The sequence below is a fragment of the Aeromonas sp. WP2-W18-CRE-05 genome (genome assembly GCF_014168615.1).
Lineage (GTDB): Bacteria > Pseudomonadota > Gammaproteobacteria > Enterobacterales > Aeromonadaceae > Aeromonas > Aeromonas caviae.
This window is the reverse complement of the sequence record NZ_AP021917.1, coordinates 275,853-297,932: the sequence shown is the minus strand read 5'-3', so window position 1 is coordinate 297,932 and position 22,080 is coordinate 275,853. Positions and strand designations below refer to the sequence as shown.

Below are 22,080 nucleotides of genomic sequence, written 5' to 3'. Positions count from 1 at the left end.
GATTCCTCACGGAGCCGGCCCCTTTCCTTTCTCACCCGAGGGGGTCTTCCCTCATTCGGGATCCTCCGCCAGCAGATCGGTGAAGACGAAGCCGTCTCGCAGCACAGTTTCCCCCACCCGGATGGGCAGGGGATGCAGGAACATGGGGCCGTCCCAGGCCAGGGTGTGAAATTCCCCGTTCTCGCCGCAGGGATCCACCCCGGCGGGCAGGGCAGCCAGGAAGGCCGGGCCGAATTCATGACCACCAAACCCGGCGTCCAGCTTGCCCGGATCCAGGGTGCAGACCCTGGCCTTGAGCCCGGCGTCGATCATCGCCTGCGCCAGCTCGGTCGTGTCGCTGCCCCAGAGCGGGAAGAGCGGCGTGATGCCGGTCCCCGCCAGTTGCCGCTCCCGATAGGCGCGCACATCCTCAAGAAAGAGATCCCCGAACGCCATGTGGTAAATGTCCTTGACCTGCACATCGGCGATGAAGCCCGTCATGATGCGCCCATACTCCTCGTTGCTGCAGGGCCAGGGCAGGTCGATGGTGATCAGCGGCAAGCCCACGCACTCAGCCTGTGCCAACAGCAACTGCTTGCGCACCCCGTGCATGGCCACCCGCTCGAACGCCTGGTTGAGGGTGGTGAACAGCCCCACCACCTCGATGGCCGGATCCTGGCGCAGGCGATGCAAGGCCCAGGCGCTGTCTTTTCCGCTGCTCCAGGAGAGCAGTACCTTTTTCTTCGTCATGATCTCTCCAGCTACTTGCCGCACCGTGCTGCAAGACAGTGTTGCGAATTGTGCGATTTACATTGCGGGACACAAAAGCATACCCTCGTGGGTGAGCGTATCCCCGCAGCACACCGGGGAGAATAACTAAAAAAACGATGGGAAACATAAGGATATGAGTAAAGTCAGCACATCGCACGACCACGGTCGCCCCCTCAATCGACAGGATTACAAGACTCTGAGCCTGGCGGCGCTGGGCGGCGCCCTCGAATTCTACGACTTCATCATCTTCGTCTTCTTCGCCGTGGTCATCGGCGAGCTCTTCTTCCCGGCCGACATTCCCGAGTGGCTGCGCCAGTTCCAGACCTTCGGCATCTTCGCCGCCGGCTACCTGGCTCGTCCCCTGGGGGGCATCATCATGGCCCACTTTGGCGATCTCATCGGCCGCAAGCGGATGTTCACCCTCAGCATCATCCTGATGGCCTTGCCGACCCTGCTGATCGGCCTGTTGCCCACCTACGCCGTGCTCGGCATCGCCGCCCCCCTGCTGTTGCTGCTGCTGCGGATCCTGCAAGGGGCCGCCATCGGCGGGGAAGTCCCCGGTGCCTGGGTCTTCGTGGCCGAACACGTGCCCGCCCGCCGGGTCGGTGTCGCCTGCGGCACCCTCACCGCGGGGCTGACCGCCGGCATCCTGCTCGGCTCCCTGGTGGCGACCGCCATCAACCGTGGCATGAGCCCGGGCGATGTGAGCGACTGGGGCTGGCGTCTGGCCTTCGTGCTCGGCGGCGTGTTCGGCATCGTCGCCATGTACCTGCGCCGCTGGCTGCACGAGACCCCGGTCTTCGCCGAGATGCAGGCCAACAAGTCCCTGGCCGAGGAGCTGCCCCTCAAGACGGTACTGCGTGAACACAAGGGCAGCGTCGTCGTCTCCATGCTGCTGACCTGGCTGCTCTCCGCCGGCATAGTAGTGGTGATCCTGATGACCCCGACCTATCTGCAGAAGGTCCACGGCATCAGCCCGGCCGATGCCCTGACCGCCAACTCCCTGGCCATCGTCGCCCTCACCCTGGGCTGCATCGTCTATGGTCGCCTGATCGATGCCATCGGCAGCGGTCCTACCTTCATCCTGGGCTCCCTGCTGCTGGCCGGCGCCACTTATACCTTCTACCACAGCCTGGCAGTCGGCACGGATCAGCTGGTGCCCCTCTACATGCTGGCGGGCTTTGCGGTGGGGATCGTCGGCGCCGTGCCCTACGTCATGGTCAATGCCTTCCCGCCGGTGGTGCGCTTCTCCGGGCTGTCGTTCTCCTACAACGTGGCCTACGCCATCTTCGGCGGCCTCACCCCCATGCTGGTCACCCTCTGGATGAAGGAGGACGTGCTGGCCCCCTCCCACTATGTGGTCAGCCTGGCCGCCCTCGGTTTCGTGCTCGGCATCTGGCTCTGGCTGCGCCAGCGCGGCCAACGCCAGGCCACCCCGCAGGCCGCCTGATCCTTCCCAAGCAAGCCCCGCACTGTCGGGGCTTGTTCTTTGCGGATATCATCGACCGGGTGGCGGTCCGCTGCGGACCTGCCAGCTCACCCCAATCCGTCCATCTGCCCGAGGTCCACTATGTTCTTCCAGGTCGTCTTTCTCGCCTTGCTGGCCCTGCTGCCCATGGTCAACCCGCCCACCACGGCCACCCTGCTGCTGGGATTGAGCAAGGGCATGTCCCGCGAGCACATCCGCCGCCAGATCAACCTGGCCGCCCTCTATCTGTTCGCCACCCTGTGCGTCAGCTTCTTCATCGGGTCCTCCATCCTGGATCTGTTCGGGATCTCCATTCCCGGCCTGCGCCTGGCCGGTGGCCTCATCATCGCCTTCATCGGCTTTCGCATGCTGTTCCCCTCGCCAAACCAGTCTGCGGGGGTCGAGGCCAACCAGAATATCGCCTTCGTGCCCCTCACCATGCCCAGCATGTGCGGACCCGGCACCATGGCGCTGGTGATCAGCGGCGCGGCCCAGATCGCCGAGCTGCCGGCCGAGGCCGATCGCGTCGTCATCTATGCCGCCATGGTCACCGCCTTCGCCCTGATGAGCCTGATCAGCTGGGGTGTGCTCAAGCTGGCAGATCCCGTGTGCAAGATCCTGGGAGCCACCGGCATCGACGCCATGACCCGCATCATGGGTTTCCTGCTGGTGTGCATGGGTATGCAGTTCTGCATCAACGGCGTCAAGGAGGTGGCGCAGGATCCCGTCTTCCATGGCCAGGTGATGGAACAACCCGCTGCAGCCTTGCCGACCCATGCCGGATCTACCGCCCTCGATCATCTCGCCGTGCCGCGCCAGCCCTGATTGAAAACGGTGTCATTTTTCGTGCAAATCCCTCCTGATCTTGCGCCTGATCATATTGCCTTCATCTTGATGGGGTAGTCTGGTTTTTGTACAGGCAGGGTTCAGAAGGTTGCCGCTAGCGTGGCATGTGCTGACCCCATCACTTGAGGAGATATGCAAATGGAAAAGATGCTGACCGAGATTGGAAGCTACAGCCTGTTTCATGAGTATCTGAACGTGGTCGGTGCCGCCAGCCCCGCGCTGACCCGGATCAAGACAGGATGGGAGTTCAAGCGAAAGGATCGCCTGCTCGCCCAGATAAGGGTGGATGACCACGGCCACGCCCGCTTCTTCATCGACGCCCGCGCCATTTCGGTCAACTGACCCGACCCCTTTCCCAGCCCCGGCGCCTGCCGGGGCTTTTTATTGCTTGCGCCTTCCAATAAAAACCCCGGCGCCGGGCCGGGGTTTACAAAGGTGTATGACCTTACTGGGTACCGCCCACTGTGAGCTGATCCAGCTTGAGGGTGGGCTGGCCAACGCCGACCGGCACGCTCTGCCCCTCCTTGCCGCAGACCCCGACCCCGCGATCCAGCGCGAGATCACGGCCCACCATGGAAACCTGGCTCATCGCCTCGGGGCCGTTGCCGATCAGGGTCGCCCCCTTGATGGGCGCGGTGATCCTGCCATCCTCGATGAGGTAGGCCTCGGAGGCGGAGAAGACGAACTTGCCGGAGGTGATGTCCACCTGGCCGCCACCGAAGTTGGGGGCATAAATGCCCTTCTTCACCGAGGCGATGATCTCCGCTGGATCGTACTGACCCGCCAGCATGTAGGTGTTGGTCATGCGCGGCATCGGCAGGGCGGCGTAGGATTCGCGGCGGCCGTTGCCGGTGAGCGACACCCCCATCAGACGGGCGTTCTGCTTGTCCTGCAGGTAACCCTTGAGGATGCCGTTCTCGATCAGCACGTTGTAACCCCCCGGCGTCCCCTCGTCGTCGATGGAGACGGAGCCGCGCCGACCCGGCAGGGTGCCGTCATCGACGATGGTGCAGTGTTTGGAAGCCACCTGCTCGCCGATGCGCCCGGCAAAGGCGGAGGAGCCCTTGCGGTTGAAGTCCCCTTCCAGACCGTGCCCCACCGCCTCGTGCAGCAGCACACCGGGCCAGCCGGCACCGAGCACCACCGGCATGGTGCCGGCCGGGGCGTCGATGGCCTCCAGGTTGACCAGGGCCTGGCGCACCGCTTCGCGCACATAGCCAAACGCCCGGCTCTCGAGCCCGTCCAGCTCGAGGAAATGGTCGTAACCGAAGCGGCCACCGCCACCCGCGCTGCCGCGCTCACGGCGATCCCCCTTCTCGGCGATGACGGTCACCGAGAGGCGCACCAGGGGGCGCACGTCGGCGGCCAGGGTGCCATCGGTGGCGGCCACCAGGATCTCTTCATAGACCCCGCTGATGGAGGCCATCACCTGATTGATGGCGGGATCCAGACTTCTGGCGAACTTGTCCATCTGCTCCAGCAGGGCAATTTTCTGCTGCTTGTCGAGGGTCTGCAGGGGATCCAGCGCCGGGTAGAGCAGGTTTGCTTCAGTGCGAGCCCATGCTTTTACCTTGCCGTGAGCACCGGCGGCGGCGATGCCGCGAGCGGCAGTCACCGACTGTTGCAGCGCCAGCAGGCTCAGCTCGTCCGAGTAGGCGAAACCGGTCTTCTCGCCGCTGACGGCGCGCACCCCCACCCCCTGATCGATGTTGTAGCTGTCATCCTTGACGATGCCGTCCTCCAGCATCCAGGACTCGTGCCAGCTGCGCTGGAAATAGAGGTCGCCGAACTCCACCTGATGGCTCATCAGGCTGCCGAGCAGCTGTTGCAGCCGCCCTTCGTCGAGATCGTTCGGGGCCAACAGGGAGGCACTAACCTGGCTCAATAGACTCAAATCTTTCTCTCCACTCTCATGCGAGATGTCGTAACGGTTAAATCCACGGCCGCGGGCTCACAGCAGGCGGGCGTGTTGCAGCACCGGCATGGTGCGTTTCAATTCATCGATCAGGGCCCCATCCAGCGGCGCCAGCACTGTGCCCTGCCCCGACGCCCGACAGGCCAGCACCCGGCCCCAGGGGTCGATCACAATGCTGTGGCCCCAGGTCTGGCGCCCCGTCTCGTGGGTGCCTCCCTGGTTGGCGGCCACCACGTAGCACTGGTTCTCGATGGCACGGGCCCGCAACAGGGGCTCCCAGTGCGCCTCGCCGGTGACGGCAGTAAAGGCGGCAGGCACCAGCAGCACCCGGGCACCGGCCCGGGCCAACTGGCGGTACAGCTCGGGAAAGCGCAGATCATAACAGATAGAAAGGCCGAGGGGACCAAAGGGGGAGTCCACCAGCACAGGCTGATCACCCGGGCTGAAGGTCTCCGACTCCCGGTAGCGGCCGTGATTGTCCGCCACGTCCACGTCAAACAGGTGGATCTTGTGGTAGTGCCCCTTGAGCTCGCCGTCGGGATCGAACACCAGGGTGCTGGTGTGGATGTGGTCGGCACCGGCGATGGCGGTGGGCATGGCCCCGGCCACCAGCCAGATGCCGTGGGATTTGGCCCAATCAGAGAGTTGCTGCTGGATTGGGCCATTTCCCAATGGCTCTGCCCCGTCCAGATACCCCTGCCGCTCGCCAAAGAGGGCGAAGTTTTCCGGCAGCAGCACCAGCAAGGGGCGCTCCCCGGGCAGACTCGCCAGCTCGGCGGCGATCCGCTCCCGGTTATCCTGCCAGGTACGACCCGATATCAATTGCATGGCGGCTAGCCACATGACGCGCTCCTTCTGTTGGGCGAGCCGGTGGCACAAGGCCTTCTCGGCTCGCAGGGCAATATCCGCACTCTTCTGTTGGGCGAGCCGGTGACCGGTGACAGAAGGCCTTCACGGCTCGCGGGCAATATCCGCACTCTTCTGTTGGGCGAGCCGGTGGCAGAAGGCCTTCTCGGCTCGCGGGGCAATATCTGCACTATGAGGGGTTTGGCGGTCGGGGGAAAGTCCCCCAGCCCGGTGCATGCCCTCAGCGCTGACCCGAGCCCTGATGCTTGGGATTGAGCAGGAAGGGGGTGACCTCCTTGGCGGGCAGGCCGGGCGCCACCGCATCCACCGCCTCCTTCTGGTGCTGGTTGAGCTTGATGCGGGCGCGATCCCGCCCCGCCTCCACCAGCCTGGGGGCGTCCAGCGGGCCGGAGACCCGAAAATCGATGCGGGTCACCACGTCCACCACGGGCTCCAGCAGCTTGGAGAGGGCCAGCACATAGAGCCCGGTGATGGGAGTCAGGGAGAAGGCCGCCACCACGGGCAGGGTGCCCCCCAGGTTCGGAGAGAAGCTCAGATCAAAGTCGAGCCGCCAGCGCACCAGATCAGCGATACCCTTGCCCCGCAGGTTGCCCGCGGCCCCCTTCATGTAGAAGTCGTTGTTCTCCACCACCCCCTGATGGACCTTGGCGGAGGCGGACATGGACTCGAAATAGAAGCCCTTGTCGAAGACGTCGCGAAAATCGAGGCGCAGCTTGCGCATCAGGGAATCGAGGCTCAGCAGGGAGAGCAGCCGGGCCCCCTTGTCGTTGACCTCTCGCAGGGTCCCCCCCTCCAGCTGGTAGTCGGCGCTGCCCGCCAGGGTCGGCAGGCTCAGGCGGTAGGGCACGTCACGCCAGTTCAGATCCAGCGCCAGCTTGCCCGGGGCATCCCCGATGGGCGAGGTGTAGCCGAGCCGCTTGAGCAGCAGCTCGCTGTTGCGGGTCTCGAGGTTCACCCTGGCACGGGTCTGCATCTGGCTGCCACGGGCCAGCCACTCGGCGCTGCCGCGCAGGGTGCTGCCCGCCAGGCGCATCTCCAGTCCCTTGAGATCCAGCCGGTTGGCCCCGGGCTGCAGCTCCCCCTTCACCTCCCCCAGGGGCAGCTCGCCGAAGCGGCAATCCACGCAGCTGAAGGTGAGCCAGGGAATGGCGTCCATGATGGCCCTGTCCTGGCGCTCATCGGGATCCGGGCTGAGATCGGTCCCCTTGCCGGACCAGTAGATGCGGGCAAACTTGGCATCGATGGGGCGCCCATCGGCCACCGGCACCCGCACCACCCCCATCACGTCGGGGCTGTCGATCATCACCTCGGTGGCCTGGTTCACCGGCCCCAGGGTGAAGTGCACCGCCTTGAGGCTGGCGCTGCCGATGTCGGCACGGGCCAGTTGGCCATCCACCCACCACTCCTGGGGCAAGAAAGCGGGACCCACCACCGCATTGTCACTCGGCGCCGTGCCAGCTGGCAGCCACTGCTTGAGACGTGCCAGCCAGCCGGCTACGTCCGCCTGCTGCTGGTTGATGGCGAGCAGCATGGGCTTGTCCTGCATCACCCGCGCCCCAGGCTGGCCGATGTTGACCCGCACCCGGCTGAGATAGGGCACGCCGTCGCCGTACACCAGGCGGCTCTGCATGTCGATGTCCGCCCCCAGCACGGCGCGGATGTCGGCGCTGCCATCCCGCCCACGGGCCGTCACCTTGAGAGGCAGCCGGGTACCCGCCGCCTTGGTCAGGGGCACAGGCAGATCCAGCCCCATGCCCTGCAGGTTGGAGTCCAGCGCCAGCTGGAAGCTGAACGCCTTGTTCTCGGGCAGGGTCAGCCCCAGGGTACCGGACCAGTTGCTGCGCCCCTGGAGCATCTCGAGGGCCGGTATATCCCGGCGCTGGCGGCGGCTGTCCCACTGCCCCTGGAACTTGAGGTCGGCCTGATAGCCGTGGGGCAGTTGCCGCCCCTGATAATCCAGGGTCAGCGGCTGGTTCCACAGGCTGGCCTTGAGGTTGTGAATGCGCGTCTGCTCGTTGTCATACTCGAGCGTCCCTGCAACCCCGTCGAGGGGCAGATCCAGGGAGGCGATCCTCACCTTGTTGTTCTTGAAGCTGGCTTCCCCGCTGGCCTTGACCTCCCCCTCGCCATCCAGCGGTATGTCGAGCTTCACCGTGCCCTTCATGGGACCGCGGATCTCCACCTCCCGCAGCGCCTGACCGACGGATCCCCCCAGCGGCGAGTCCTGCAAATAGTCGCTGATGGCCTTGCCCTCGCCCTCAACCCTGGCATCCACGTAGAGGTGAGCACCCGGATAGAGGTCCGGGATCCAGGCATGCACCGAGTCGGAGCTGGCCTTGCCGAGCTGGGTGGCGCGGCTGTTCATGTCGAGGCTGGCGTTCTGGAACAGCAGATCGATCTGCAGGTCGGTCAGCGGCTGCCAGCCCGGGAAAAACTCGTAGGTGGCCTGTTGCAGCGGCACCGCCACCTGGAAGACGCCCTTGCCGTTGTCGTAGGGGAAGTCACGGAATTCGCCGTACCAGAGCAGGTCGGCCCCCTTGGCCTTGCCCCCCTTGATGGCGCCGCTCAGGTAGCTCACCAGCCCCTCATCCATCACCGCCAGGGGGTAGTAGCGATCCGCATGGGCCGCGTTCTTGACGTCGATGCGCCCGGTCAGGGCGAGGAAGGGGTGCTCGAACAGCTCGAGGCGAAACCGGCTGGCGAGGCGCAGATCCGGGTTGTCCAGGGCAATGTCCTGGCCATAGAGCACCCAGCCTTGCGGCGCCCGCCACCAGTCGAGGGCCGCACTCAGACTGTCCACCGGGATGGGTTCCTTGAAGTGGCGGGCCGGATCCACCTTGCCCTTGCCCAGGGTCAGGCGGGCACGCCCCCCGTTCGGGGTCAGCCAGAAGTCACCGTCCAGCTTTTGCAGACCGGGCACATCGTGCCAGGCCCGGGTCCCGAAGCCGCGCAGTTGCCCCTGCAGAGAGAGCCCCTGCCAGTCCCCGTCGGCCTGCAGGACCAGCTCCTGCAACTGGCCCCTTGGCCGGGTGCGCTTGAGGGTCTCGGTCAGCTCGGGATAGAGGCCGGAGACCAGCTGGCTCAGGTTGGCAATCTGGTCGAGATCGATGGCGGGCACATAACCCTGGATGCGTGAGCCGATGCGCTCGAGCTGCAGGCGGCTGTGCAGCCAGGTGGCGCCATCGAGCTTGAAGGTGACGTCGTGGCTGGCGAGCTGCCACGCCTCGCCGTCCCGGCGCAGCTGGATCTTGCCCCCCTGCAGGTCGAGGCGGTGCGGCTCCCCCTTGATCTCGTCTTTCCAGATCAGGTGGTTGTTGCCAAAGGCCAGCAGGGAGTTGCCGAGCCTGCCCTTCTCGAACTCGCTCCAGAGCTGGAAGTCGAGCTGGCCGCTCACCGGCGGCGCGCCGGCGTGGATCCTGGCCAGCATGGGGCTGATGTCCAGCTCTCTGGCCCCCAGATAGAGCTGGCCCTTGAGGCGGTCGAGCCGCACCTCGGGGGCATCCACATCGATGATGAGGTCCAGGGTGCTCTCCCCCACCCCGTTGATGAGATAGGCCTTGCCGACCCCCTGATGCCGCTTGCCGCGGTTCTGCCAGCGCAACTGGGCGATGTCGAGGGCGCGCACCTCCCCCAGTGCCGTGGTGAGGCTCAGGCGAGTGTCGTGAATGTCGAAGGTGGAGAGCTGGGTCAGCAGGAAGCGCAGCAGGGCCTCCTGCTGGTTCGCGCTCTTCCCGCTGACGGGGGTGGCGGGCTGGGTCATGTCCAGCGCGATGTTGCCGTCGCTCAGGATCAACTGGCCAAACACCGGCCTGAGTTCGTTGAGGGAGCGCCAGAAGTCGAGGTGGGCCCACACCTTGCCAAGGCGCAGGGAGAAACGCCCCGAATCGGGGGCGATGGCCAGTCCTTCCAGCCCGATTGCCGGGCCGCGGGCAGTCCACTCCAGCCCGACGTGATCCACGCTCACCTCGAGCTGGCTCTCCCCGAGCAGGGTCCCTATCACGGCCGCCCGGTGCTGGTTGAGCAAGGGGCCGCCCAGTCGTACCACGCTGACCAGAACAGCCAGCAGCACGAAGAAGACTCCGAGGGCCAACCAGCCCCGACTCAGCCAGCGATAGACCAATTACATCATCACCACATCGAACTGTTCCTGCCCACAGAGCGGCTCGGAGACCACCCTGACCTGCTTGCCGATGAAGACTTCCAGCTCCGCCAGACTGTGGGACTCCTCCCCCCGCAGGTAATCGGCCACCGAGGGGGCCGCATAGACGGTGAACTGATCCGCGTCGTAGGCGCGGTTGACCCGGATGATCTCTCGCAGGATCTCGAAGCAGACCGACTCCACCGTCTTGACCCGGCCGCGCCCCTTGCACTCGGGGCACTCGGCGCAGAGCACGTGCTCCAGGCTCTCCCGGGTGCGCTTGCGGGTCATCTCCACCAGCCCGAGCTGGGAGAAACCGTTGACGTTGGTCTTGGCCCTGTCCTTGGCCAGCGCCAGCTCCAGGCTGTGCAGCACCCGGCGACGGTGATCCTCGGACTGCATGTCGATGAAGTCGATGATGATGATGCCGCCGAGGTTGCGCAGGCGCAGGTGACGGGCGATGGCGGCGGTGGCCTCGACGTTGGTGTTGAAGATGGTCTCTTCCAGATTGCGATGGCCGACGAAGGCTCCGGTGTTGATGTCCACCGTGGTCATGGCTTCGGTCTGATCGATGATGAGGTAGCCGCCGGATTTCAGCTCCACCTTGCGCTCCAGCGCCCGCTGGATCTCGTTCTCCACATCGTAGAGATCGAAGATCGGCGACTCGCCGGTGTAGTACTCCAGCTTGTTGGCCAGCTCGGGCACGTACTCCTCGGTGAAGCGCTTGAGCTGATCGAAGCTCTGGCGCGAGTCGACCCGGATCTTGTCGAGCTCGGCACCGACGAAGTCACGCACCACCCTGAACGCCAGGCTGGGATCCTCGTAGAGGATCTTGCAGGGGGGGTACTTCTGCTTGCGCTCGAGGATCTTGCGCCACAGACGCTTCAAGAAGGCGGCGTCCTGCTCCAGCTCCTGCTCCCCCACCCCTTCGGCGGCGGTGCGGATGATGTAGCCGCCCAGTTCGTCCACATAGCCGGCCACGGTGCGCTTGAGGCGCTCGCGCTCCGCCTCGGATTCGATGCGCTGGGAGACCCCCACGTGGGCACTGCCCGGCATGAAGACCAGATAACGGGATGGCAGGGTGATGTCGGTGGTTAGGCGGGCCCCCTTGGTACCGAGCGGGTCTTTGACCACCTGTACCATGATGTCCTGCCCCTGGCGCACCAGTTCGGCGATGTTGCCGGCCTGGAACTGCTCCTTCTCCTTGATCGCCACGCACTCGGTATGGGGGACGATGTCGGAGGCGTGCAGGAAGGCGGCCTTGTCCATGCCGATGTCGACGAAGGCGGCCTGCATGCCGGGTAGCACGCGGCTGATCTTGCCCTTGTAGATGTTGCCCACGATGCCGCGCTTGGCCTGACGCTCCACATGCACTTCCTGCAGCAGACCGTTCTCGACCAGGGCGACCCGGGTTTCGGAGGGGGTGACGTTTACCAGCAGTTCTACCGACATAAGTTACCTTGCCTTTCTAGTTTTGAATTCTGGCACGACGAACAACGGGTAACTCAGCAGCGCACTGCTGACGAGAGGATTACCGGGTCTGCTCGAGGTGCTGCTTGATCAACAGGTCCGTCTCCAGCAGGGGCAGGCCGACCACGGCACTGTAGCTCCCCTCGAGGCGACTGACGAATTTGCCGGCAATGCCCTGGATAGCATAGGCGCCCGCCTTGTCGCACGGCTCGCCGGTGCGCCAGTAGGCTTCGATCTCGGCCTCGTCCAGCTTGCGAAACGCCACGTTGGTGGTGACCAGCCGCACATCGCACCGCTCCGGGGTGGCCAGGGCCACCGCCGTCATCACCTGGTGTACCCGCCCGGAGAGGGCTTCCAGCATGTCCTTGGCGTCCAGCAGGTCGGAGGGTTTCTCCAGCACCCGCTCCCCCAGCACCACTATGGTGTCGGCCCCCAGCACAGGCAGCGCCGTGGGCGCCGCGGCCACACCGGCCATGGCCTTGTCGCGGGCCAGCCGGCAGACGTAATCCTGGGGCTTCTCACCGTCGTTGCGCAGCTCCGGCACATCCAGCTTGAGGACCTCGAAACGGTAGCCCAGGCGGGTCAGAAGCTCGTGCCGGCGGGGGGAGCCCGAGGCGAGATAGAGTTGCAGTTCGTTGTGCTTGTTCATACTTCACTCAATGAGACGATGCGCAGTTACAATGCGTTGTTTTTATTCACATTCACTTGATATTGAAGCGACGCCGCACCTTGCGCAAGACCATAAAAATCCAGGGCCATATTAACATCGTCGTCAACGTCGACCAAAAGTAGGCGAAGTTGAGGCTGGCCCGGCTGAACAGATGCTCCGCCCAGAACACGGTGATCTTCCCCACCAGGGAGAGCAGACCGATGATCAGCGCCTGCTGCCAGAGGGAGAAGTTGCGGATCTTCTGGAACTGGAAGGCCGCCAGGTAGGTGGTGATGGCCATGGCCATGGCCCGCACGCCGAGGGTGCTGCCGAGCAGCACGTCCAGCAGCAGGCCCGCCACCCAGGCGGTGCCGACGTTGGTCCGGTGCGGCAGCGCCAGCGCCCAGTAGATGAGCACCATGGCGAGCCAGTCCGGACGGAAGGGTTCGAATTGAAAGGGAAGCGGCAGGATGGAAAGGCACAGGGCCAGCAGGATCGAACACCAGATCCAGATCCTGCCGCTGGCGGGTTGCAGCATCAGCGCGTCGCCCCCGCCGCCGAGGTTGCCGTGGCCGCCGAGGCGCTCGCCGCAGGCTCAAGGGCATCCTTGTCGTGTACTTCCGGTTTCTTGTCGGTCCACAGCAGCAGCAGGTAGCGCAGACGGTCCAGCGCCACCAGGGGCTTGGCCTCGATCTGGGCGAAGGGCTTGCCCTCCACGTAGTCGGAGCGGGTCACGGTCGCCACCGGATAACCTTCCGGGAAGCGGCCGCCCAGGCCCGAGGTGACCAGCAGATCGCCGACCTGGACGTCGGTGTTGCGGGGCAGGTTGCGCAGCTCCAGCTTGTCCAGCTCGCCGCTGCCGGAGGCGATGGCACGCAAGTCGTTGCGCAGCACCCGCACCGGGATGCCGTGGCTGGAGTCGGTGATGAGCAGGACGCGACTGGTGGTAGAGCCCACGTGGAGCACCTGACCGACCACCCCCTGATCGTTGATCACCGGCTGGCCGTTGTAGACGCCATCCAGCGCCCCCTTGTTGATCAGCACCTGATGGCTGAAGGGGTCGGAATCCACCGACAGCAGCTCGGCCACCATCTTGCGGGACTCCTTGTGTACCGGCGACCCCAGCAGCTCGCGCAGACGCTGGTTCTCGTGCTCCAGCTGATCCATCTTGAGCAGGCGCGAGCGCAGGGTGAACAGTTGCTGCTCCTGCTGCTTGGTCTGCTCGATGAGATCGGCGCGGGTCTGCACCTGGGTCGACATGGTGTCGAGCAGGGTGCCGGGGGCGTTGGCGATGTATTGCAGCGGGCTCACCAGGGAGCTCAGATAAACGCGGACATGGCTGAACACACCGAAGCGGGAATCCGCGACGATGGCAGCGACGGAGATGATGACGGCGAGAAACAACCGTAACTGAAGCGAAGGGCCTCTACCGAAGATGGGTTTCATGAGTCGTCAAAAAAGAGCCGGCGCTCGGCCGGCTTTGGGTCTTATTCGTAGTGGAACAGATCGCCACCGTGCATATCGATCAGCTCCAGCGCCTTGCCACCGCCACGGGCGACACAGGTGAGGGGATCTTCAGCCACGACGACCGGGATGCCGGTCTCTTCCATCAGCAGACGGTCGATGTCTTTGAGCAGAGCACCACCACCGGTCAGCACCATGCCGCGCTCGGAGATGTCGGACGCCAGCTCGGGCGGGGATTGCTCCAGGGCCACCATGACGGCGGAGACGATGCCGGAGAGCGGCTCTTGCAGCGCTTCCAGGATCTCGTTGGAGTTCAGGGTGAAGCTGCGGGGCACACCCTCGGCCAGGTTGCGACCGCGCACTTCGATCTCGCGCACCTCTTCGCCCGGATAGGCGGAGCCGATCTCGTGCTTGATGCGCTCGGCGGTGGCTTCCCCGATCAGGCTGCCGTAGTTGCGACGGACGTAGCTGATGATGGCTTCGTCGAACTTGTCGCCACCGATACGGACGGACTGGGAGTAGACCACGCCGTTCAGGGAGATGATGGCCACTTCGGTGGTACCGCCACCGATGTCCACCACCATGGAACCGGTCGCTTCGGAGACCGGCAGGCCGGCACCGATGGCGGCAGCCATGGGTTCATCGATCAGGTAAACCTCGCGGGCGCCGGCGCCCAGAGCGGATTCCTTGATGGCGCGACGTTCCACCTGGGTGGAGCCGCAGGGTACGCACACCAGCACGCGCGGGCTGGGGCGGAAATAGTTGTTGTCGTGAACCTGTTTGATGAAATGCTGCAGCATCTTCTCGGTCACGTAGAAATCGGCGATCACGCCGTCTTTCATCGGGCGAATGGCGGAGATGTTACCCGGGGTACGACCCAGCATCTGCTTGGCGGCATGACCGACAGCAGCGACCGATTTGGCGTTCCCGCGCTCTTGGCGAATGGCGACAACTGAGGGTTCGTTAAGGACGATCCCTTGATCTTTTACATAGATCAGGGTGTTGGCAGTTCCCAAGTCGATCGACAGATCGTTGGAAAAGACGCCTCTGAGCTTTTTGAACATGGCTACGGGAAATCCTAAGAATTTGGAGGTGCAGAAAACCGGCTAACTTTACCAATGCCCACCCCAATGGGCAAGCGCTCAAACTGTCGCCAATCAATCAGGCGCGACAAAAATGCGAGTCATCACTCACCCGCTCAGGCCGACAAACACTACGAAACAAGGAGATAAGACGCCACTGTACAGCAATGCGTCTATCTCCCCGTGTCAGCCCGGGTGTCAGGGCATCACTTCGCGGCGATAAATAATTCTGTCATTACCCCGATCCCGGCCAAAAATGGCCTCTCCCAGCAGGTGATCCGCCGTGGCCGGATCCGCCAGCCAGAGGGGAGAGAGGGGCTGTTTGTCCAGACGGATCTCGTAGGGAATGCGCACACTCTGGTTCGGCGCGGCGAAATGGAACCGGGTCTCGCCTGCGTCGAAACCGACCTGAGTACCGCCCGGAGCCACATTGCCGAGACCAAGGCGAATGCGGGTACCGTCTTTGAGGATCAGATCCCCCGTCGCGGCGTCATAGCGTTGCTCCGCATCGGTAAAGACGATACCACCTCCCGCCAGGGAGATCTGGGTACAGATATCTTGCGAATTGGCTCGCCACAGGCCCCCTTCGAAATATTGCACCTGCAGGGGCAGCGCCAGCGGGGCGCTATCGACCCCCTGACGGGTGCTGGCGAGCAGGCGGCCGTAGTAGGCGATCATGGTATCGTCCGATCCCTTCGGAATGGAGAGCTGTTTGGCGGTGCAGTTCACCCCGCTCTGGCAGTTGCCGCTGACGGCCGGATTCATGTTCCGTCCGCTGAGGAAGCTGGTCTCAGGAGTCTCACCGTCCGTCACTCTGAGCCCTAGTCGCAGGAGCGGCAAGGGCTCTTCCGGTGCGGTCAGGCTAGGGGTCAGTTCGCGCAGCCGCATAAAGCGGGTTTGACCTGACTGCTTGCCTGTTCCTTCGGTCCAGCTGGCGGCCAGAGGTGCCAGCCGATTGGATCTGTCCACCCCGTCCTGATTGTTGGCGGCCACCAGGGTGAGGGCCCCTCTGGCAAAGGCATCACGGTAGTTCCTCGTGACATTCCCTTCCTTGTTGCGCGCCTCCACCACGGTCTGTACCCCGAATGGCTGGCTCATATAACTGAAACCACCGCAGGCCGGGGTGACGGTACCGCTCGTCATGTTGAAGTCCCAGGGTACGAAGCGCCCCAGCGGCACGCTGGTGGCGGGAGGGATGGAGTAACCGAAATAGCCCGTTGATACTGTGCTTCCCTCTGGCGACGTTGCCACCGGTGGCGTTGCCTTGATCCTGAAGACCCCGACCTCATTGAGGCTGAGGGCGGGTGTATTGAGGCTGGCACTGGCTGCAACATGGCTGTACCTGGTCGGAGTGACCTGGGCGGCCACACCACCCTGAGGGGCCACCAGCTCGCTGGTCAGGGCGATGTCGGACAACACGAAGTTGGGGGTGGTGCCATTGCCGATGCAGATATCCCCATCGCTGTCGCTCTGCCACGCCATGGCCTGGATATTGAGCGAGAAGCTGTCTCCCGTCCTCTTGAACACAGGGCAGGTGATATCCCCTGCCGCACAGGTCCCCTGGGTGGGCGTGATGCAGAGCCCTACCGGGCGGCTCACGAACAGATCCGAGCCCGTCATCACCAGCCCTGCGGTATCCCCGCTGCCATCGTGGCGGGCATTAAGCCGCATCTGGCCTGCATCCGGATAGCGAACACTCTTCAACGTCGCCTTGCCTTGACCATCGAAGGTCAAATTGAGGGTTGTCGCCGCTGGCGAGACTACATTGGCGGCATAAGTCGAAATCGTCTTGCCATCTATCGCCATCTGACTCCCGGCAGAATTGTCATTCGGGGTGACATACGTTCCCCAGAAGCCGACCGAACGCTCACCGGTAAAACCGGGGACACACTGCTGGGTCGCATTGTCCTTTTTGACGGCACTGATCACTACATCTTGGGGCCTGTTGGCCAGGGTATCCGGCACATTGAACACGAAGCCGCTGTCGGCGAAGCTCAAGGTACAGGCGGCGGCGCTCAGGGCACCACTGCCGGCGCGGCACAGGGTGGTGCTCAGGGGTTTGGTGGACGGCGTCGAGCCGCTCACCCCCACTGTGATGGCCGTCGCCAGATTGTTGCGCAGCTGCAATTTGGTGGTGCCGCCGCTGAAGGTCACGGTAGCGGTGTTGCCGCTGTAGCTCACCTGGCTGCCGGCTATCCAGCCGTTACTGCCATTCTTCAGGGGGGTCAGGACGGCGCTCACCGGGTCCGTGAACAGTTGGCTGCAACTGGCGTTGGCGCAGGCCCGGATGGTGAGGGTCTCGGGGTTGCAGGTCAGGGCCTGACCGGAGTGATCGAACTCGAAGTGATCGATCTGGGTCCCCACCGGATTGGATTTGAGGGCGCAGATCCGGACGTTGTCGAGCTCATGGTAGTTCGTCACAGAACCGGTGGAGCCGGTGAGCGACAGCAGGAAGTTGGCGGGCACCGCCGCCTGCCCCGTCTGGTTCACCATATTGATGGGCCCCACCAGCATGGTGTAGCCCGAGCCCGTGTTCCGCTCAACCGACGCAAGTGAACTGCCGGCAGTGCGCGAGTCAATGGTGATGCGGTAACGATGGGGGCGGTTGCCATTGGTTCCGCTGTCCACTGCCGGGCTCAGGTTGCTCGCCGTTCCCGCCAGATAGCGATAGCCCGAGGTCCCCGAACTGGCACCGGAGCCACGAATGGAAACGGCCTGAGGACGAGACCCGGGATTATAGGAGCCCCCCTCGTTGGCATAGTTGCCGTATTCGTCGATACCGACCCCCATCCAGCCACCGGCAAAACCGCTGATCCCGGTCTTGAAGCCATAACCCAGCGGGCCACCGAAGGCGCCGGGCTGGGGCGTGATCGTCGCATCGGAGAGCACCACCGCCATCCCGTCCGCCCCGCTCGAGCCGGAGGTCTTGTAGGCATACTGATCGAACTCGATAGTCACCAGATTGCTGGCCCCCGGGAAGAGGCGCTGGAAGGTCGCAGAGGTGGCCTGGTTGGTCGTATTCTGGGTCAGCCGCAGGCGACCGTTTTGCAAAGAGGGCAAGGTGCTGCCATTGCGTTGAGCCACCACCCAGTCGCTGCCAAGGGTGCTGGCGGAGAAGTCGTCGCTGAAACAGGTCAGTGGGTCTTCACACATGCCCGGCCAGTCGCCGTTGAAGGGCTCGTGGATCACCTTGCTGTTGTTGGTCATGGAGACGTTCACCGCCGACACGGCACCGGTCAGCACGGCCTGGCCACTCATGGCCAGATCCCCGGCGTTCACATAGAGAATGGCGTTGAGTTTGGTGTTGCCGCTCATGGTGACCTTGCCGAAGTGATACATCATCAGGTCGTTGGCCTTGCCCCCGGCATTGACCTCCATCTGGTCGCTCAGGGCCAGATCGCTTTTGATGTACAACCTCGCGGCACTGCCGCTGTCAAAGATCAGCCTGTCGTTCTGGCCGAGCTCCATCTTGTCTATCCAGTGGTTGCCGCCACGAAAGTAGAAATTGATGTTGGAGGTGCTCTGGTGTTTGAACGTCTTGAGGTAGCGGGCCTGCAGATATCCGTTGAGGGTGCCGTTGCCACTCACCTCCAGGGTCTGGTGAAGCTGGAGCGTCAGGTCGCTGCGACTCCCTGCGGCGGAGATCCGGCTCTCGTTTTCCATCTTGAGCCCATAGACGGCGAGGGAGCTCTGCCCCTGGAAGGTCATGGCACTGTTGCTCTTCATCCCCAGGCTTTTGATGAACCAGTCCCCTGCCCCCATGAGCACGCTCTGGCCACTGGCTGAGACCTCCATGGTGACCTTGTCCAGGTAGTGCGGCTGGAAGACGGCGGTCCCGGTATTGCCATTGCCCGAGACCTCAAGGGTGCTGTAGACGGTGACCCTGGCGTCATTGAGCTTGCCCTGACTCGTCACCGTCAGATCGTTCACATGAAGGTCTCCCGACCCGGTGACGCCACTGTTGTATTCATTCTTGATGGTCATCTTCTGGGCATAGACGGTCGCCCCGTTGAGGTTGAGCATCGCCCCTTGGCTGATAGACAAGGTATCGAAGCGATAGGTCTGGCCCGATTTCAGGGTCGCCACGCAGCTGTTGCCCCCCCACGAGGCGTTCTTGTAGTCACCGGCAGCAGGAGAGATGGCCCCGTCGCAAGCGAGATCATTTTTCCCGCTGTAGGAGGGGAAGCCCCCCGGGTTGGCCGGAAATGCGTCGGGGTCGCTGATGAAGGTCACATCCTTGAGCACACTGGCAAGGGCGCCGCTGACGTTGCAATTGGAGACCCAGGTGCCGTTGTTCCAGAAGCCACCGTTGTTGCAGTTGGCGTTGGGCTGGATTTTTTGGGTCAGGAAGGGGTAACTGGCCCCCACTGTGGTGCTGATGATCTTGCTTTCATTGTTCATGCTCAGCACGCCGGGGGAGGCGTGGCTCTGCACCGGGAAAAGGAAGGCTTCTGTACACTGGCTGGCGGCCTGCACCGAGGTGGATCCCAGCAAGATCCACAACAGGGCGCCGCGAAGAGGCTGGCTGGACTTCATGGGGTCTGGCTCCTTGGCAGGGGGCTCATGGCGTCGCTCCATCAAAGGCTTCCGCCACCAGGGTGCGGCTGACGGCAAAATCGGGGTTCGGGCCGCTGCCGGCATCGGGCTGGCCACAGCGCCCTTCGCTGCTGAATCGGTATCCGGTCTGGGTCCCTCCGGCCGCACTCACCGTCACCCTGTTGCAGGTGATGCTGGCCTGACACCCGGCAAGCCCGGGCTCGGTGAAGTCGAGCGCTATGGGGACGCACCGGCTGGCCTGCCCCTGCCACTCCCCATTGGGATAGAGCCGGTACAGTGCAACTTCGAGCCCGCTCTGGGCCGCCATCAGGGCACGCACGCCGCGCACCTCCACCGTGTGCTTCTCGCTGCTGTCCACCAGGAAACGCCCCATGGCCGCCGCCAGCAGGGCCATGATGACGATGACAAAGAGCGCGACCATGATGGCGCTGCCGCGCTGGTGCACCAGCCTGCGGGGGGGCCTAGGGAACATTGAGCGTCTCCAGCTTGTGGTTGAAGAGGACGCGCTCGCCGCGCTGCTCGAGCTCCATCCGCAGTCCCACCTCGCTCTGGCTGAAGGCGGCGGGCTCCCGGTAGAAGTAATAGGACGCGGGGCGGATATGCTCGGCCATGAGGGCCGAGGTGCCCAGGCTGATGTCAGCACCGATGGCGGCGCTGACCCGGGTCAGGGTGGCATTCGTCACGCAGTAGCGCACCTGCTGACGGGCAAAATAGATACGCTGCCCGGGGGACTCCTTGGCGAAGGTGCCATCCACCGTCAGCGGCAAGGCCCCCGAGACCGGGCTCCCCACCGAGGTGACGGCGGCCACGCAGTTGCCATGGAGACACCCCTGATCCAGGCCGAGTGCCGGATCGGCGAGAGGATAGACGATGGCCTGGTCCTTCTCTCGCGGCAGCGCGTCCGGCACCACTATGTTGAGCCCGGCGCTGGCCACTGAGCCCAGATAGCGGCTGGCGGTGGCGATGGGCCAGAAGCGCAGGCAGGTCCCCTGATCCGCCCCCTTGCCCGCCTCATCCTCGATGCGCACCGAACCGGGGACCGCATCGCGCAGCTCGCGATTGAGCCGCTCCAGGGCGAAACGGGCATCGCTCATCAGCTGCTCGCGGCGGCTGGCATCCCCGTAAATCTGGGTGCCGATGCCGATAAACTGGCTGGAGAAGGTCGCCATCACCCCGAGCAGCAGGATCACCATCACCAGCTCCACCAGGGTGAAGCCCCCCTCACGCCCGGATCGGGCGCGGTAACAGGCGAGTCTGGCACATGGGTGTTCCCACACGGCATCACGGGAATGTGGCTTGCCCATCAGTAGTTCCCCCGATAGAGGCCGAAGACCAGCTCGCTCCCGTCCGGCAGGCGCACGGTCAGGGTGATGCGCTTGCCGATGGACTCGCCCCCCGGCCCACTGCTACCAAACAGGGTATCCGGGGTGACGGCGATCCTGATCTGATAGTGGCGATACTCCTGGTCACTGACACCCTCGGCATCCGTCTGGGTAAACTGGTTGGCGTCCACCCAGTGACCCCCGGTGTCGAAATCGTCCACGTCGTTGAAGGCATAGGGGCGGGTCTCGCCCCCCTCCGGGCCGTAGTCGGCGACCGAGGTGCAGGGGGGATAGACCACGGGAGGCGTGCCGGCGGTCTCACCGCAGCGAAAACGGCCGCCATTGTGATCCGAGTGCTCATCGAAGGATTTTTGCAGTACCTCGCTTAAGATCCGCTGGGCCAGCTGGGCGGCCCGTACCTGCTGCACCGGATCCACCGCCTGGGGTGCCTGATTGATGAGAAGCCCCAGGACGCCGGTCAGGGCGATGGCCAGCAGCACAATACCGACCACGAACTCGATCAGGGTGAAGCCGCACCGGGCCTTAAGGGAGGGCATGGATATAACCTTCCGGCTCGATGCGCAGCCGGGCGCTCTCCTGCCCGCTGCTCACCGCCAGATTGCAGCCATTGACGCAGGTTGAGGGTGAAAGCGGACGGCCGCTGCGCTTGTCGAAAGAAAAGCTCCCTTGAGGCAGGGAGAGGCCGCCGGAGGCGGTGATGACTCGCCCCCGGCTCTGCTCGTCCGCACTCCAGCCGGAGATGGGCTTGGGGGTACAGCTGCCAAGCAGGGTCAGATGACCGAAGCGGCTCGGCTCAACCACCAGCTGGGTGCAGCGCGCGTCCCCTTCCTGCATGTTCATGGTCTGCACCAGCCGCAGCCGGGCCACCAGCTCGTCACGCAGGGTATGGGTTTCAAAGCCGCCTTTGCCCAGCCACTTGGGCACGGCAAAGGCGGCCAGAATCCCGAGCAACAGGATCACGATCACCAGTTCAATCAGGGTGAAACCATCACTTCGTGCCGCCATGACACAGCACTCCTTGGGAGGAAGATGGAGAGAGACCCTCTCTCCATCTTGATTGAAATTGACCTTACTTACAGGCTGTCACTTCAGAGGTCGGCAGGGATACCGAAGTAGCCTGGGTATAAGTGACGAAGCAATCGGTCGCGGTGGAGGAAGAAATAGCGGCCGGGAAGATCAGAATGCTGCTTGCACCGGAAGTTTTATAGCTCCAGTCACCAGAGCTCAGCTCGAGCACTTTGGAAAGATCATCCTGGGTTGCCTTGGGGTAACCAAACGCGATCCCCACGTTGACACCATTGCCTATGTCCAGCGTTTCGGATTCGGCAGCGTCTTTACCTGCAATGACGGCTTTGCTGTACACCATGGCGCCAGCAGAATTCAGGGAGCCCTCAACGCCTTTCAGGGTAGAAGTGCGCGCATCATCCTGCAGATTCAGGAACTTGGGTGCGGCGGTGACCGCCAGAATGCCCAGAATGATGATCACGATGACCAGTTCGATCAGGGTAAAGCCCGATTGCTTTTTCATTAC

At 63.9% G+C, this 22,080-nt stretch carries 18 protein-coding genes; 3 read left to right on the top strand and 15 right to left on the bottom strand.

What is annotated here, in order from left to right; translation table 11 throughout:
• Positions 1 to 51 precede the first annotated feature (51 nt).
• Entirely contained in the window at positions 52 to 729 is a 678-nt protein-coding gene (locus tag H7R73_RS01435) for an ATP-binding protein (protein ID WP_103259376.1), read from the bottom strand.
• 154 nt (positions 730 to 883) lie between these two features.
• Here H7R73_RS01435 and H7R73_RS01430 point away from each other — a divergent pair, with 154 nt between their 5' ends.
• The 3 genes from H7R73_RS01430 (at position 884) to H7R73_RS01420 (ending at position 3,406) form a co-directional block, all read left to right on the top strand.
• The gene (locus H7R73_RS01430; RefSeq protein ID WP_103259375.1) at positions 884 to 2,200 is read left to right on the top strand and encodes an MFS transporter; all 1,317 of its coding nucleotides are present in this window, start codon (positions 884 to 886) and stop codon (positions 2,198 to 2,200) included.
• A 120-nt stretch (positions 2,201 to 2,320) separates the two neighbouring features.
• Entirely contained in the window at positions 2,321 to 3,043 is a 723-nt protein-coding gene (locus H7R73_RS01425) for a MarC family NAAT transporter (RefSeq protein ID WP_103259374.1), read from the top strand.
• A gap of 159 nt (positions 3,044 to 3,202) precedes the next feature.
• A complete protein-coding gene (locus tag H7R73_RS01420) occupies positions 3,203 to 3,406 on the top strand; it encodes a hypothetical protein (RefSeq protein ID WP_041212219.1) in 204 nt (67 codons plus the stop codon).
• Between the two features lie 103 nt (positions 3,407 to 3,509).
• Here H7R73_RS01420 and tldD read toward each other — a convergent pair whose 3' ends face one another.
• The 14 genes from tldD to H7R73_RS01350 form a co-directional block, all read right to left on the bottom strand.
• The gene (gene tldD / locus H7R73_RS01415) at positions 3,510 to 4,958 is read right to left on the bottom strand and encodes a metalloprotease TldD (RefSeq protein ID WP_182951453.1); all 1,449 of its coding nucleotides are present in this window, start codon (positions 4,956 to 4,958) and stop codon (positions 3,510 to 3,512) included.
• 57 nt (positions 4,959 to 5,015) lie between these two features.
• Positions 5,016 to 5,822 carry a carbon-nitrogen hydrolase family protein gene (locus H7R73_RS01410; protein ID WP_103259373.1) on the bottom strand — a complete coding sequence of 269 codons (807 nt, stop codon included), beginning with the start codon at positions 5,820 to 5,822 and terminating at the stop codon, positions 5,016 to 5,018.
• Positions 5,823 to 6,066: 244 nt separating this feature from the next.
• Entirely contained in the window at positions 6,067 to 9,966 is a 3,900-nt protein-coding gene (locus H7R73_RS01405; protein ID WP_182951452.1) for a YhdP family protein, read from the bottom strand.
• Positions 9,967 to 11,436, bottom strand: a complete 1,470-nt coding sequence (rng, locus tag H7R73_RS01400) for a ribonuclease G (RefSeq protein WP_010672637.1) — start codon at positions 11,434 to 11,436, stop codon at positions 9,967 to 9,969.
• 79 nt (positions 11,437 to 11,515) lie between these two features.
• Positions 11,516 to 12,103, bottom strand: coding sequence for a Maf family protein (locus H7R73_RS01395; protein WP_010672636.1), 588 nt, complete (start codon positions 12,101 to 12,103; stop codon positions 11,516 to 11,518).
• Between the two features lie 52 nt (positions 12,104 to 12,155).
• Positions 12,156 to 12,641 (bottom strand): rod shape-determining protein MreD, encoded by a 486-nt coding sequence (gene mreD / locus H7R73_RS01390; protein WP_010672635.1) that lies wholly within the window; start codon positions 12,639 to 12,641, stop codon positions 12,156 to 12,158.
• The gene (mreC, locus tag H7R73_RS01385) at positions 12,641 to 13,549 is read right to left on the bottom strand and encodes a rod shape-determining protein MreC (RefSeq protein WP_029313545.1); all 909 of its coding nucleotides are present in this window, start codon (positions 13,547 to 13,549) and stop codon (positions 12,641 to 12,643) included. Before mreC ends, mreD begins: the two co-directional genes overlap by 1 nt.
• Positions 13,550 to 13,590: 41 nt before the next feature.
• Entirely contained in the window at positions 13,591 to 14,631 is a 1,041-nt protein-coding gene (locus H7R73_RS01380) for a rod shape-determining protein (RefSeq protein WP_005308111.1), read from the bottom strand.
• 216 nt (positions 14,632 to 14,847) lie between these two features.
• Positions 14,848 to 19,227 (bottom strand): DUF6701 domain-containing protein, encoded by a 4,380-nt coding sequence (locus tag H7R73_RS01375; protein ID WP_232092728.1) that lies wholly within the window; start codon positions 19,225 to 19,227, stop codon positions 14,848 to 14,850.
• Complete coding sequence (locus H7R73_RS01370; protein WP_232092727.1) at positions 19,211 to 19,678, bottom strand: MSHA biogenesis protein MshP; 468 nt, start codon at positions 19,676 to 19,678, stop codon at positions 19,211 to 19,213. The genes H7R73_RS01375 and H7R73_RS01370 overlap by 17 nt, the downstream gene beginning before the upstream one ends.
• On the bottom strand, positions 19,668 to 20,510 hold the full coding sequence (locus tag H7R73_RS01365; protein WP_103259371.1) for a PilW family protein: 843 nt from the start codon (positions 20,508 to 20,510) through the stop codon (positions 19,668 to 19,670). The genes H7R73_RS01370 and H7R73_RS01365 overlap by 11 nt, the downstream gene beginning before the upstream one ends.
• Positions 20,510 to 21,085 (bottom strand): prepilin-type N-terminal cleavage/methylation domain-containing protein, encoded by a 576-nt coding sequence (locus H7R73_RS01360; RefSeq protein WP_103259370.1) that lies wholly within the window; start codon positions 21,083 to 21,085, stop codon positions 20,510 to 20,512. Before H7R73_RS01360 ends, H7R73_RS01365 begins: the two co-directional genes overlap by 1 nt.
• Positions 21,072 to 21,554, bottom strand: a complete 483-nt coding sequence (locus tag H7R73_RS01355; RefSeq protein ID WP_103259369.1) for a prepilin-type N-terminal cleavage/methylation domain-containing protein — start codon at positions 21,552 to 21,554, stop codon at positions 21,072 to 21,074. Before H7R73_RS01355 ends, H7R73_RS01360 begins: the two co-directional genes overlap by 14 nt.
• A 64-nt stretch (positions 21,555 to 21,618) precedes the next feature.
• The gene (locus H7R73_RS01350; RefSeq protein ID WP_041214309.1) at positions 21,619 to 22,077 is read right to left on the bottom strand and encodes a prepilin-type N-terminal cleavage/methylation domain-containing protein; all 459 of its coding nucleotides are present in this window, start codon (positions 22,075 to 22,077) and stop codon (positions 21,619 to 21,621) included.
• Positions 22,078 to 22,080: the final 3 nt, after the last annotated feature.

What these genes read in the sequence shown, in the direction of transcription:
- H7R73_RS01425 (WP_103259374.1), top strand. Translation starts at nt 2,321, where the DNA reads ATGTTCTTCCAGGTCGTCTTTCTCGCCTTGCTGGCCCTGCTGCCCATG.
- H7R73_RS01360 (WP_103259370.1), bottom strand. Translation starts at nt 21,085, where the DNA reads ATGCCCTCCCTTAAGGCCCGGTGCGGCTTCACCCTGATCGAGTTCGTG.
- H7R73_RS01435 (WP_103259376.1), bottom strand. Translation starts at nt 729, where the DNA reads ATGACGAAGAAAAAGGTACTGCTCTCCTGGAGCAGCGGAAAAGACAGC.
- H7R73_RS01375 (WP_232092728.1), bottom strand. Translation starts at nt 19,227, where the DNA reads ATGGAGCGACGCCATGAGCCCCCTGCCAAGGAGCCAGACCCCATGAAG.
- H7R73_RS01410 (WP_103259373.1), bottom strand. Translation starts at nt 5,822, where the DNA reads ATGTGGCTAGCCGCCATGCAATTGATATCGGGTCGTACCTGGCAGGAT.
- H7R73_RS01395 (WP_010672636.1), bottom strand. Translation starts at nt 12,103, where the DNA reads ATGAACAAGCACAACGAACTGCAACTCTATCTCGCCTCGGGCTCCCCC.
- H7R73_RS01430 (WP_103259375.1), top strand. Translation starts at nt 884, where the DNA reads ATGAGTAAAGTCAGCACATCGCACGACCACGGTCGCCCCCTCAATCGA.
- rng (WP_010672637.1), bottom strand. Translation starts at nt 11,436, where the DNA reads ATGTCGGTAGAACTGCTGGTAAACGTCACCCCCTCCGAAACCCGGGTC.
- mreD (WP_010672635.1), bottom strand. Translation starts at nt 12,641, where the DNA reads ATGCTGCAACCCGCCAGCGGCAGGATCTGGATCTGGTGTTCGATCCTG.
- H7R73_RS01380 (WP_005308111.1), bottom strand. Translation starts at nt 14,631, where the DNA reads ATGTTCAAAAAGCTCAGAGGCGTCTTTTCCAACGATCTGTCGATCGAC.
- H7R73_RS01370 (WP_232092727.1), bottom strand. Translation starts at nt 19,678, where the DNA reads ATGTTCCCTAGGCCCCCCCGCAGGCTGGTGCACCAGCGCGGCAGCGCC.
- H7R73_RS01350 (WP_041214309.1), bottom strand. Translation starts at nt 22,077, where the DNA reads ATGAAAAAGCAATCGGGCTTTACCCTGATCGAACTGGTCATCGTGATC.
- H7R73_RS01355 (WP_103259369.1), bottom strand. Translation starts at nt 21,554, where the DNA reads ATGGCGGCACGAAGTGATGGTTTCACCCTGATTGAACTGGTGATCGTG.
- mreC (WP_029313545.1), bottom strand. Translation starts at nt 13,549, where the DNA reads ATGAAACCCATCTTCGGTAGAGGCCCTTCGCTTCAGTTACGGTTGTTT.
- H7R73_RS01365 (WP_103259371.1), bottom strand. Translation starts at nt 20,510, where the DNA reads ATGGGCAAGCCACATTCCCGTGATGCCGTGTGGGAACACCCATGTGCC.
- H7R73_RS01420 (WP_041212219.1), top strand. Translation starts at nt 3,203, where the DNA reads ATGGAAAAGATGCTGACCGAGATTGGAAGCTACAGCCTGTTTCATGAG.